At 68.8% G+C, this 12,484-nt stretch carries 10 protein-coding genes; 8 read left to right on the forward strand and 2 right to left on the reverse strand.

All coding sequences use genetic code 11. The annotated features are described in order from the left end of the window. Positions 1 to 36: 36 nt before the first annotated feature. Complete coding sequence (locus tag AOP78_RS10430) at positions 37 to 1,308, reverse strand: metal-dependent hydrolase family protein (protein ID WP_062204094.1); 1,272 nt, start codon at positions 1,306 to 1,308, stop codon at positions 37 to 39. Positions 1,309 to 1,459: 151 nt separating this feature from the next. Between AOP78_RS10430 and prfB the strand changes: the two genes are divergently transcribed. The 6 genes from prfB to AOP78_RS10460 all read left to right on the forward strand — a co-directional run bounded on the left by prfB (position 1,460) and on the right by AOP78_RS10460 (position 8,527). After that, complete coding sequence (gene prfB / locus AOP78_RS10435; RefSeq protein WP_062204097.1) at positions 1,460 to 2,572, forward strand: peptide chain release factor 2; 1,113 nt, start codon at positions 1,460 to 1,462, stop codon at positions 2,570 to 2,572. 382 nt (positions 2,573 to 2,954) lie between these two features. After that, positions 2,955 to 3,647, forward strand: coding sequence for a cell division ATP-binding protein FtsE (gene ftsE / locus AOP78_RS10440; protein ID WP_062204100.1), 693 nt, complete (start codon positions 2,955 to 2,957; stop codon positions 3,645 to 3,647). After that, complete coding sequence (gene ftsX, locus AOP78_RS10445) at positions 3,644 to 4,555, forward strand: permease-like cell division protein FtsX (protein WP_062204103.1); 912 nt, start codon at positions 3,644 to 3,646, stop codon at positions 4,553 to 4,555. Before ftsE ends, ftsX begins: the two co-directional genes overlap by 4 nt. After that, positions 4,552 to 5,958 (forward strand): peptidoglycan DD-metalloendopeptidase family protein, encoded by a 1,407-nt coding sequence (locus tag AOP78_RS10450; protein ID WP_062204107.1) that lies wholly within the window; start codon positions 4,552 to 4,554, stop codon positions 5,956 to 5,958. The genes ftsX and AOP78_RS10450 overlap by 4 nt, the downstream gene beginning before the upstream one ends. A 156-nt stretch (positions 5,959 to 6,114) precedes the next feature. Beyond that, positions 6,115 to 6,582, forward strand: coding sequence for an SsrA-binding protein SmpB (gene smpB, locus AOP78_RS10455; protein ID WP_062204111.1), 468 nt, complete (start codon positions 6,115 to 6,117; stop codon positions 6,580 to 6,582). Positions 6,583 to 6,661: 79 nt separating this feature from the next. Next, positions 6,662 to 8,527 carry a DUF2207 domain-containing protein gene (locus AOP78_RS10460; RefSeq protein WP_062204114.1) on the forward strand — a complete coding sequence of 622 codons (1,866 nt, stop codon included), beginning with the start codon at positions 6,662 to 6,664 and terminating at the stop codon, positions 8,525 to 8,527. A gap of 132 nt (positions 8,528 to 8,659) precedes the next feature. Here AOP78_RS10460 and AOP78_RS10465 read toward each other — a convergent pair whose 3' ends face one another. Further along, entirely contained in the window at positions 8,660 to 9,328 is a 669-nt protein-coding gene (locus AOP78_RS10465) for a TetR/AcrR family transcriptional regulator (RefSeq protein ID WP_062204117.1), read from the reverse strand. A 122-nt stretch (positions 9,329 to 9,450) separates the two neighbouring features. Here AOP78_RS10465 and AOP78_RS10470 point away from each other — a divergent pair, with 122 nt between their 5' ends. Beyond that, positions 9,451 to 11,040 carry a sulfatase family protein gene (locus tag AOP78_RS10470; RefSeq protein WP_062204120.1) on the forward strand — a complete coding sequence of 530 codons (1,590 nt, stop codon included), beginning with the start codon at positions 9,451 to 9,453 and terminating at the stop codon, positions 11,038 to 11,040. A gap of 97 nt (positions 11,041 to 11,137) precedes the next feature. Next, the gene (locus tag AOP78_RS10475; protein WP_083980031.1) at positions 11,138 to 12,418 is read left to right on the forward strand and encodes an anaerobic sulfatase maturase; all 1,281 of its coding nucleotides are present in this window, start codon (positions 11,138 to 11,140) and stop codon (positions 12,416 to 12,418) included. Positions 12,419 to 12,484 lie beyond the last annotated feature (66 nt).

The following is a 12,484-nucleotide window of genomic DNA, read 5'->3' on the forward strand; positions in this document are numbered from 1 at the left end:
GAGGATGATGGGTCGCGGGTCCGCGCGGCGCGGGCCTCAGGCGGTGAGCCGATCCGGATCCTTCCTCGCCGTGCCGGACTGCATCACGACGCGTGCATGCGCGGCGTCGGACAGCGAGTGCGGGGCCGACAGCGGGTCCACGTCCCACAGCACCAGGTCGGCGAGCTTGCCCGGCTCGACCGATCCCAGGTGATCGGCAAGCCCCAGCAGGCGCGCGCTCTGCATGGTGCAGGAGTGCAGGGCCTGCAGCGGCGTCATGCCCGCATCGACGAGGTGGCCGATCTCGGCCGCGTTGCGCCCGTGCGGGTGGATGCCGGCGTCGGTGCCCATCGCGACGGGCACGCCCGCCTCGATCGCGCGTCGGGCCGAGTCGCGGCCCCGGACCTGCCACTCGAGCTTCTTGGCGACCACCTGCGGCGGCTTCTTGGCCGGGTCAGGCGTCAGTGACAGCGTCGACAGCGTGGGGACCAGGATCGTGCCGCGCGCGAGCATCTCCGCGATCAGCTCGTCGGACATCTCGTAGCCGTGCTCGAGGCTCGCCACCCCGCCGCGGACCGCGGCGAGCGCGCCCTCGTGGCCCTGGGCGTGCGCGGCGATCGGGCGACCGCCCCGGCGGGCGAGCTCCTCGACCATGAGCCGCACGTGGTGCTCGGGGATGCCCAGGTCCTCGGGGCTGTCCTCGGGGGAGCCGATCCCGCCGGTCGTGCAGATCTTGATGACGTCGGCGCCCGTGCGCACGAGCGTCCTGATCGCCTTGACCACCTCGTCGTCCGTGTCGACGACGCCGACCGAGGCGATCGCCTCGAAGTCCTCGTACAGCGAGCGCGCGCCGTTGGCGTGCACCGGGTCCGCGTGACCCCCGGTGGGGGAGAGCATCGTGATCGCGACGTGCATGCGCGGGCCGGGGATCAGGCCCGCCGCGACGGCCTTGCGGTAGCCGGGGGTGAGCCCCGCAAGGTCGCGCGCGGCGGTGACCCCCGCCTCAAGGGTGAGGCGCATCGACTCCGCGGTCGCGAAGGCGTGCTCCTCCATGAACTTGAGGCGGTCCTGCTCGTCGGTGGAGTCGTTGGGCATCGTCAGGTGGACGTGCGTGTCGATGAGGCCGGGGGTGAGGAAGAGTCCGTCCGCCTCGATCGTCGTGTCGGCGCGGGTCGCCGCAGCGCTGACCCCGATCGCCGCGATCTCGCCGTCGACGATCTCGACGTCGGCGACGCGAGGCTCAGCTCCGGTGCCGTCGATCACGGTCGCCCCGACGATGCGGATGCTGCCCTTCGCAGCGGGTACGGCGGGCAGGCGGGGCGTCCTCATGCGGTCTCCTCGGGTCGTGAAGTCTGACGAGAGTCTATCGCGCGAAAGGTACTCGATGCCAGGACGATGCGGCCCGCGCCTGGGGGCCGCGGGCGGCGGGGCCAGGCGGTCGCAGACCTCGCCACGCCCGGGCGCACTAGACTGAACCACCGTGGCTATTGAATTCCCTGTCGAGATCGCGGCGCTGCGCAACACCTTCGAGCAGATCGAGGCGGTGCTCGACCCGGCCGGGCTGAAGGCGAAGATCGCCGACCTCGAGGAGAAGGCCGCCGCTCCCGACCTCTGGGATGACCAGGAGAACGCGCAGGCCGTGACGAGCGCGCTGAGCGCCGCGAACTCCGAGCTCAACAGGGTCACCGGTTTCGGCCAGCGCATCGACGACCTCGAGGTGCTCATCGAGATGGGCGAGGAGGCCGACGACGAGGAGACGCTCGCCGAGGCCGAGTCCGACCTTGAGAAGCTCAAGAAGGACCTGTCCGCCATGGAGGTCCGCACGCTCATGAACGGCGAGTGGGACGAGCGCAATGCGGTCGTCACGATCCGCTCGGGCGCGGGCGGCGACGACGCCACCGACTTCGCCGAGATGCTGCTGCGCATGTACCTGCGCTGGGCCGAGCGTCACGGCTACCAGACCAAGGTGCTCGACACCTCGTACGCGGAGGGCGCCGGCATCAAGTCCGCGACCTTCGAGCTCAACGCTCCCTACGCGTTCGGAACGCTGTCGGTCGAGGCCGGCACGCACCGCCTTGCCCGCATCAGCCCGTTCGGCTCGGCCGACAAGCGCCAGACCTCGTTCGCCGCGGTCGAGGTGATCCCGCAGATCGAGTCGACCGACCACATCGAGGTCCCCGAGTCCGAGATCAAGGTCGACGTGTTCCGCTCGTCCGGCCCCGGCGGCCAGTCGGTCAACACGACCGACTCCGCGGTGCGCTTGACCCACCTTCCCACCGGCATCGTCGTGTCGATGCAGGACGAGAAGTCGCAGATCCAGAACCGCGCCGCCGCGATGCGCGTCCTCCAGTCGCGCCTGCTGCTGCTCAAGAAGGAGCAGGAGGCGGCGCAGAAGAAGGAGCTCGCGGGCGACATCAAGGCGAGCTGGGGCGACCAGATGCGCTCGTACTTCCTCTACGGCCAGCAGCTCGTCAAGGACCTGCGCACCGGCCACGAGGTCGGCAACCCGCAGACGGTGTTCGACGGCGACCTCGACGGCTTCATCGACGCGGGCATCCGCTGGCGCCGCGCGCAGCAGTCCCAGGAGGACTGACCCGGCGCCCCACCCGCTCGGCGCGCCCAGGGCGCGCCGAGTCTCGGCGACCCCAGCATCGTCCCGGTCGCCGCATCGTCCTCGTGGGCGCCTGCCGCCTGACATTTTGAACCAATCTCAGCTCCGACACGCGAGCGTGTCGCGGGACGATGCGGCGTGTTGCCGGGTGTCGCGGCTCAGATTGGTTCGAACTGACAGGGCGCGGACGATGCGGCACACGGCCAGGGACGATGCCGTGGCCGGGGCGGGGACGAAAGGGGACGTATCCCCGCAGTGTGATTCTTCGGACACGACGGGGGCGGCGTGGCCTCCCAGGACGTACCGTGTGGTTGCTTACGATGCATGAAGGAGGCGTGGGTCCGTCCCCCCGCGCCACGTCACTGTGATTCGTCTAGAGAACGTCAGCAAGGTGTACTCGCGAGGTGCGAGGCCCGCGCTCGAAGGCATCGATGTCGAGATCGAGCGCGGGGACTTCGTGTTCCTCGTGGGCTCGTCCGGCTCCGGCAAGTCCACCTTCCTCAAGCTCATCCTGCGCGAGGAGCGCCCCACCGGAGGCGATGTCTACGTCGCAGGCCGCCACCTCAACCGCCTCACGTCATGGCGCGTGCCGCACCTGCGCCGCGAGATCGGCGCGGTCTTCCAGGACTTCCGCCTGCTGCCCAACAAGACCGTGTACCAGAACGTCGCCTTCGCGCTTCAGGTCATCGGCAAGGGACGGCGCGACATCGAGGCCACCGTGCCGGAGATGCTCGAGCTCGTCGGCCTGGCCGGCAAGGAGCGGCGCATGCCGCACGAGCTCTCGGGAGGCGAGCAGCAGCGCGTCGCGATCGCGCGCGCCTTCGTCAACCGACCGCCGATCCTCCTGTGCGACGAGCCGACGGGAAACCTCGACCCTGGCACGTCCGTCGGCATCATGCGACTGCTGGACCGCATCAACCGCACCGGCACCACCGTGATGATGGCCACGCACGACGACGAGATCGTCGACCAGATGCGCAAGCGCGTGATCGAGCTCAAGGGCGGCCACCTGGTCCGTGACCAGGACCGCGGCGTCTACGGATTGGAGCGCGCATGAGGCTCCAGTTCATCCTCGGTGAGGTCATCAACGGCCTGCGCCGCAACTCCACGATGGCGCTGTCGGTCGTCCTCGTCACCTTCGTGTCGCTCACGTTCGTCGGATCGGCCGCGCTCATCCAGACGCAGATCGGCCAGCTCCAGGACGACTGGTACGGCAAGGTCGAGGTGTCGATCTTCCTGTGCCCCACGGACTCGGTGAGCGAGCAGTGCGCGCAGGGCGAGGCGACCCCGGCGCAGGAGGACGCGATCCTCGCGGTGCTCGAGACCGGCGCCGTCGCCGACCTGGTCGAGAAGGTCACGTACGAGTCGAAGGAGGAGGCGTACGACAACTTCGTCGCCCGCGCCGACAGCTCCCTGACCCAGTACCTCACCGCGGATCAGATGCAGGCGAGCTTCCGCGTGAAGCTCGTGGACCCGTCGCAGTTCGAGACCGTCGCCGACGCGACCCAGGGTCTGTCCGGCGTCGAGTCGGTCAAGGACCAGCGCGAGATCTTCGACAACCTCTTCGCGTTCCTCAACGCCGCGACCATCGTGGCAGCGGGCCTGGCGGCGGTGATGCTGCTCACGGCGGTGCTGCTGATCACCACCACGGTGAGATTGTCGGCGCTCAGTCGCAAACGTGAGACTACGATCATGAAGATGGTCGGATCGTCGAGGACGCTGATCCAGCTGCCGTTCATGCTCGAGGGCGCGGTCGCTGCGACCACTGGCGCCATCCTCGCGACGCTCGCCCTGTGGTTCGGGGTCCAGTACCTGGTGCAGGACTGGCTGAGCTCGTCCGTCGGCTGGGTCGACTACGTCACCGGCGACGACGTCCTCGCGATCGCCCCGTGGCTCGTCGTCATCGCGTTCGGGCTCGCCGCCTCGGCCTCGCTGATGACGCTCGGAAGGTACACGCGAGCATGACGACGAGGACCCCACCGCGACGCCTCCTGTCCGTCCTCGCCGCGCTGCTCGCGACGGCGATCGGCGGCGGGCTCCTGGTCGGCAGCGCCGCGGCGTCCGCACCCACGACGGTCGGAGCGTCGTCGTACGACGACGAGATCGCCGACGCCAAGAAGGACCAGGCGACCAACGCGGAGAAGCTCGAGGAGCTCCAGTCCAACCTCGAGGACACCGACGCGGCGATCACCGAGGCCGCCGAGAAGCTCCAGGCGCTCGAGGACAAGCTGCCGAGCCTGCGCAAGGCGCTCACCGCCGCTCAGGAGAAGTACACGGCCGCGCAGGAGGCGTACGACGCCGCCCTCGTCGAGCAGCAGATCGTGGCCGACAAGCTCGCCGCCGCGAAGTCGCAGGAGCAGGCGCTCGGCGACGAGATCAGCGCGGACGAGGACCGCGTCGCGGAGATCAGCGAGGCCCTCGCCGTCATCGCGCGCGACAGCTACTCCGGGTCCGACATCTCGAGCCTCGCCGTGGTGCTGGGCGCATCCTCCTCGGAGGACTTCGTCGACGACTACGCCGCCCGCGACGCCGCCGCCCGCGTCCAGGCCAACGCGCTCGCCGAGATGGAGGAGATCGCGGCGGTCAACCGCAACCGCGAGGCCCGCCAGGAGGCCGTGCGCGAGGAGATCCAGAGGCTCAAGCTCGAGGCCGACGAGCTGGTCGTCACGACCGAGGCGGCCAAGCAGACCGCCCAGGAGGCCAAGCAGGCCGCCGCCGCGGCGAAGTCCGAGGTCGAGGGCGCGGTGGCCGAGCAGGAGTCGATCACCGCCTCGCTCGAGGCGCAGCGCGCGGCCTACCTCAAGCAGCAGAAGAAGGTCGAGGCCCAGCAGGAGTCGGTGCGCTCCGAGCTGCGGACGCTGCTGACCAAGGCCGCGGCCGAGGAGGCCGCCAAGGCCGCCGCGGCGAAGAAGAAGGCGAGCTCGAGCTCAAGCTCGAGCGCGACGGTCGGCAGCAGCGGCAGCCCGCTCGCCTTCCCGACCAAGGTTCCGTACATCACGTCGAGCTACGGCATGCGTTACCACCCGGTGCTTCACTACACGCGCCTGCACGCGGGCACGGACTTCCGCGCCTACTGCGGTACGCCGATCTATGCGGCGGCGGACGGCGTGGTGCTGTGGGCCAAGTGGCGCGCGGGCTTCGGCAATCAGGTGATGCTCAACAACGGTACGTACAAGGGACAGACGTTCGCGACCAGCTACAACCACCTCACGAGCTCGGTGGTGAGCGCCGGGGACGTGGTGCTGCAGGGAGACCTCCTCGGCTACTCGGGCAACACGGGGACGGGAACCGCGTGCCACCTTCACTTCGAGGTGTACCTCAACGGATCGACGGTGAACCCGATGTCGATCCTGCCGGCGATCCCCTGAGTCCTCGGGTCCGGCGCCCTCGGGTGACGACGACCGAGCGGTGACGCGCGGCGTCAGGGCAGCGGACGCATCGTCCCTTGACGCGGTGGCCTATGCTGGGAGGTCCGTGTCAGCGCGCAGGGGACGCCCGTCCCCGCAGGATCCAGGAGGTGAGCGATGGCCGACGACGTGAAGGTGATCGCCACCAACCGGGCGGCGCGCCACGACTACTTCATCGACGACACCTTCGAGGCCGGCGTGGCCCTCATGGGCACCGAGGTGAAGTCGCTGCGCATGGGGCGCGCGACCATCGCCGACGGCTACATCCACGTGGATCGCGGCGAGGTGTGGGCCGAGAACCTGCACATCCCCGAGTACGTCCAGGGCACCTGGACCAACCACTCGGTGCGCCGCAAGCGCAAGCTCCTGCTGCACGCGCACGAGATCGACACCCTCATGCACAAGACGCGTGAGAAGGGCTACACGATCATCCCGCTGCGCCTGTACTTCAAGGGCTCGCGCGTGAAGCTCGAGATCGGGCTGGCGCGAGGCAAGAAGCTGCACGACAAGCGCCAGTCGCTGCGCGAGAAGCAGGACAACCGCGAGGCCGAGCGGGCCATGAGCCTGCGCCGCGCGCGCGACTGAGGCGCGCGACGCCGAGCGAGGGCCACGCCGGGACCGACGGTCCTTGAACCTGTCCCCGAGTGCCGACATCATCGTTGGCATGAGGGGAAGCCTGCGCATCGTCCTGGCCGTTCTGGCCGCATCGTTCCTGGTGGCCATGCCGGTGGCGGCCACCGCCGCCCCCGACACGTCCGGCAACCACATCACGCGGTGGGATGCGACCTGGGTGCTTCGCGAGGACGGATCGGCTGACGTCACGGTCGAGTTCGACTTCGACTTCGGCGACGACCCAGGGCACGGTCCGTACCTCACATTCCCCATCCTGATGGACTACGGGGACGGCGAGCACGACCGCGAGTACGCCATGGACGCGATCTCCGTGTCGAGCCCGTCGGGCGCGCCCGCGAACCTGTACACGGAGGAGGAGGACGGGGTCCTCACCCTGCGCATCGGCGACGAGGACGTGGACGACGTGTCCGGCGTGCAGACCTACGTGCTCGAGTACACGGTCGAGGGCGTCATGGACGCGACCGTCGCGGAGCTGGACGGCGCCGACGTCGACACCGACGAGTTCTACTTCAACGTCATCGGCCTGTACTGGGAGATCCCCTTCGCCGACGTGAGCATCGAGATCGACGCGCCGACGGACGCGCTCGACGCGCTGTGCTGGGCGGGCTCCGCGGACAGCGAGGACGACTGCGACGACATCGAGGTCGATGGCACCGCGGTGACGGTCGGCCAGGACGTCCTCGACACCTATGAGGGCGTGACCGTGGCGATCGCGTACCCCTCGGGAACCTTCGACACGACGCCGGTCCTGGTGGAGCATCGCACGCTCGCGAAGGCCTTCGGGCTGAGCTGGGTGACCGGGGCGGCGTGCCTCGTCGTCCTTGTCGGCGGCCTGTGGCTGATCGTCCGCCGGCTGCGCAGGACCGCGTTCGACCTGGAGTATGACGAGACCATCCCCGGGCTCGCGCCCTCCCTCGGGGAGGACGCGCCGGTGAGGCGCCGCGATCGCGGGGCGCCGGTCGCGGTGCAGTTCGAGCCGCCGGCCGGGCTGAGGCCAGGCCAGCTGGGCACCCTGATCGACGAGAAGGCCGACCCCCGCGACGTCACCGCGACGATCGTCGACCTGGCCGTGCGCGGCTACCTCTCGATCGAGCAGAGCGGCACGCTCGAGGCCGACGGCTCGCTCGGGTCGGACGGGGACTTCGTGCTGCGCAAGGAGCGCAAGGCGGACGATGCGCTGCTGAAGTACGAGCGCAAGCTCTTCAAGGCGCTGTTCAAGGGCCGCAAGGAGGTCGCGCTCGAGGAGCTGAAGACCACGTTCTCCGAGGACATGACCGAGGTGCAGGAGGCCCTGTACGACGACGTGACCCGCATGGGCTGGTTCAGGGACAACCCGGACGATGTGCGAACCGCCTGGGGCGTGCTGGGCAGCGTGCTGCTCCTGGCCGGGGCTGGCCTGGCGATCGTGCTTGCGATCTGGGGCTCGTTCGCGGTCCTCCCGGTGCCCTTCGCGATCCTCGGGCTCGTGATGCTCGCGACCGTGCGCATGACGCCCGCGCGCACGCCAGAGGGGTCACGCGTGCTCGCCCAGGCGCGGGGCTTCGAGCTGTATCTGCGGACGGCCGAGGCGAATCAGATCCGCTTCGAGGAGGGGCGCGACATCTTCTCCCGCTACCTCCCGTTCGCGATCGCCTTCGGCCACGCCGAGCGGTGGGCGAGGGTGTTCGAGGAGCTCGCCGCGCGAGGGACGACGCTCGCGGAGCCCGACTGGTATCACGGCTACGCGTACGGGACCTTCTGGGCGCACTCGGCGGGGCTCGGCTCGCGCCTCGAGTCGTTCGAGTCGCTCGCGAGCGAGGCGCTGACCGCGGCGACGCCGGGCTCCTCCGGCGACTCCGGATTCGGTGGGGGCTCTGTCGGCGGCGGGGGCGGCGGGGGAGGGGGCGGCGGCTGGTGAGCCGCTGATCAGCCGGTTCAGCGTCCGCGACCTCCTCCATTCGCACGCTGGAGGGAACTGAGCGCAAGACCGCGGCCGCATCCTGCACTCAGTCCCCTCCAGGACGCAGCGGGGCAGGGACGATGCTCGGGTTCAGCCGTCGCCGAGCTGCTTGCGGTCCAGTTCGAGGGCCTGGGTGAGCAGGCGCGCGAAGATGCCGGGCATATCGATCTCGCCCGGGTGGAGGGCGTTGTAGGTCTCGAGTCCTTCCTGGGCGGCGATCAGCGCAATCGCCCGTTGCTCGGGGCTGAGGGTGTCGCTGGTGCCGCCGTTCGCCTCGCGCGCACGCGTGATCATCTGCGCGAACAAGTCGCGCAGCAGGATGTGCCGCTCGTGCAGCACCGCGCGCGCGGGGTGCGTCGGAGAGCCCGCCTCTGCGGTGAGGATCGAGAGCAGCTGCACGAGCCCGGGGGAGTCCATGTTGCGGCGGGCGTTCTCCACCAGCACCCCGGCGAGCTCGTCGACGGGCATGGTCTGCATCGCTCGCATCACCTCGTCCGCGCTCTCGATGCCCTCAGGGATTCCGCGCCGGTCGTGCCAGTCGATGACGGCGAGCAGCAGCGCTGTCTTGTTGCCGAAGTGATGGATGAGCGTGGAATGGTCGATGCCCGCCTCGCGCGCGATCGATCGCAGCGAGGCGCCGTAGAAGCCCTTCTCCGCGAAGGCGGCGGCGGCGCGCTCGACGATCGCCTGCTTGGTGAGGCGACCCTTCGCGTAGCCCTGGGTGCGTGAGGAGGTGTCCTGCATCGTCGTCTCGTCCACCCTCGCATCGTCCCATAGAAGCAATGTCCACCAGTTGGTTGAGATTACGATATCATTATCGACATTGCCAGTAGCAGACGTGGCGAACATCGTCGCGAGGCAGTGAGCTAAGGAGGACAACGTTGTCATCATCACTCCCCCCGGAGGGTCCGCAGGACTCCACCCCGCAGTCGACCGAGTCAACCGAGCCCGCCGCGCCGGCCCACGAGCAGGCGCACGTCGAGCACGCCGCAGTCGAGCCCAAGCGCACGCGCAAGGGCGGCCGCGGCAGGCGCATCCTCAAGGGCACCGGCCTGGTCATGGCGATCCCCGGCGTCGCCGCGCTCTCGGGCCTGGGCTACGTCCTCTATGAGGCCCTCACGAACCGGCAGGACAACTCTCCTGAGCACGAGGCGTCGAAGGCTGACTACCTCGACTCTCTCGCGGGAACCGCCACCGATGGATCTCCCAATGTGATGATCGTCTACTACGACGACATGGGCTACGGGGACCTCGGCTTCATGGGCGACACCCCTATCGAGACGCCGAATCTCGACAGGCTGGCCGAGGACGGCGTCGTGATGACGAACTACCACTCGCCCTCGTCGGTGTGCACGCCGTCAAGGGCCGCGATGCTCACGGGTCGCCTTGCTCCCCGTGCCGGAGTCCCGAGCATCCTTCAGGTGAGCGACAGCCCCATGGGAATGATCGACAAGGTCATGGGCAACTTCCCGCTGACGCAGGCGGAGATCACGATCGCCGACGTGCTCCAGGCCTCGGGCTACGACACCCAGATGATCGGCAAGTGGCACCTCGGTGACACCGAGGACTCGCAGCCCACCGACTTCGGCTTCGACCACTTCCTCGGGTCGCTGTACTCGAACGACATGGAGCCGTTCCAGATCTTCGAGGACGACGAGCTCCTGCTGGAGTCCGTCGACCAGACCGAGCTCGACGCGCTGTACACGGCCACCGCGGTCGACTTCATCGACTCGTCGGCTGAGTCCGACGACCCGTTCTTCCTGTACTTCGCTCACAACTTCCCACATGAGCCGCTGTTCACAGCGGAGGAGAACCTCGGCCGTTCCGACGCGGGCCTGTACGGCGACGTGGTCGAGACCCTCGACGACGGCATCGGGCGCATCGTCGACGAGCTCGAGGCGACCGATCAGCTCGACGACACCATCATCATCGTCACGAGCGACAACGGCCCCTGGTATCAGGGCGACCCCGGCGACCACCGCGGCCGCAAGGGCTCGGTGAGCGAGGGCGGGCAGCTCGTGCCGTTCCTCGTCCACTGGCCCGCGGGTCTCGAGGGCGGGCGCACCGACGACACGATGGTCATGGGCACCGACCTGTTCCCGACGCTGCTCGACTGGACCGGGATCGAGGAGCCGACGGACCGCGTGATCGACGGCACGAGCATGGCGCCGCTGCTCGCGGGAGAGGCTGACCAGGTCGGCGAGTATTACTACTACTACGCCGACAAGAAGCTCCTCGCGGTGAGCGATGGCCGCTTCAAGTACTACACGAAGCAGCCGTACCTCTATGCGATCAGTGGCCTGCCGTTCGCGGCCCCCTCGCAGAAGGGGCCGTGGCTCTTCGACCTTGAGGCGGACCCGAGCGAGTCCTACGACGTGCTCGCGAAGTACCCCGAGAAGGCCGAGGAGCTCGCCGCGGAGATGGAGCGCCGCAACGCCGAGATGGACGAGAATCTGCGCGGCTGGAACTGAGCGGACGCGCACTGATCCGACTTGCACTGGGGAGGTCGCCTCGCGAATGGGGCGACTGTCCCAGTGCAGTTCGGCGCAAACGATCTAAAATATGAGAATGACTTCCGCATCTGTCGATCCCGCGTCACGGCCCGCTGTTGTCGCGGTGCCGGGGCTCGACCCGGCTGGCCCCGGCGGTCGGCGCAATCTTCCCTTCACTGTGCTCGCCAAGCCCACCGGCGCGGCATGCAACCTCGACTGCACCTACTGCTTCTTCCTGTCCAAGGAGTTGCTGTACGACTCCGACGGTCAGCGCATGTCCGAGTCTGGGCTCGAGGCGTATCTGTCGAATCTGCTGCGCTCGCAGCCTGACGGCGAGGTGGAGATCGCGTGGCAGGGAGGGGAGCCGACGATGCGTGGGCTGCCGTTCTTCCGGCGTGCGGTCGAGCTCGCGGAGCAGTTGCGTCGTCCCCGGCAGTCGGTGCGGCACACGCTTCAGACCAACGGCACGCTTCTGGACGATGCGTGGGGCGAGTTCCTTGCGGAGCACGGCTTCTTGATCGGGCTGAGCGTCGACGGGCCCGCGCATCTGCACGACACGTATCGCGTCAACAAGGCCGGGCGCGCGACGCATGCGCAGGTGATGCGAGGCCTCTCGGTGCTGCAGCGTCACGGCGTGGACTTCAACATCCTGTGCACGGTGCACGCCGCCAACCAGGATCACGGGCTCGAGGTCTACCGGTACTTCCGCGACGAGCTCGGCGCGCGCCACATGCAGTTCATCCCGATCGTCGAGCGCGTCACGCGCGAGCAGCTGCCGATCGCGGAGCAGGGGTGGAAGGACGGCAGCGGCACCAGGATCCTGTATCGCCAGCAGGGCGACGCGGTGACGAGCCGCAGCGTCGACCCCGCGGCCTGGGGCGAGTTCCTGGTGAGCGTCTTCGACGAGTGGGCGGCCCACGATGTGGGCAGCGTCTTCGTCCAGCACTTCGACGTCATGCTGGGCAATGCGCTGGGGCAGTACTCGATGTGCGTCCACGCTCCCGAGTGCGGGGCGGCGCTCGCGGTGGAGCACACGGGGGACGTGTACTCGTGCGACCACTACGTGGAGCCGGGCTATCTGCTGGGGAATGTGGCGCAGAAGTCGATTCAGACGATGCTGCGCTCGCCCGAGCAGCAGCAGTTCGGCGCGGCGAAGCGCACGAGCCTTCCGACGCAGTGTGTCGAGTGTCCGGTGCGGTGGGCGTGCCATGGCGGGTGTCCCAAGGACCGCTTCGACCACACCGCGGACGGCGAGGCAGGGCTCAATCACCTCTGTGCGGGCTACTACCGTGCGTTCTCCCACGCCGAGCCGACCATCCGCCGCATGGCCGAGATCGTCGGACCGACGCTGCGGTAGCCGGGGCGCCGCGCGCGATCGCGACGAATGTCCACCGCATGGTGGAAGTTGCTGTATTATTCTCAA

The sequence above is a fragment of the Demequina salsinemoris genome (assembly GCF_000974805.1).
GTDB classification, from domain to species: Bacteria; Actinomycetota; Actinomycetes; order Actinomycetales; family Demequinaceae; genus Demequina; species Demequina salsinemoris.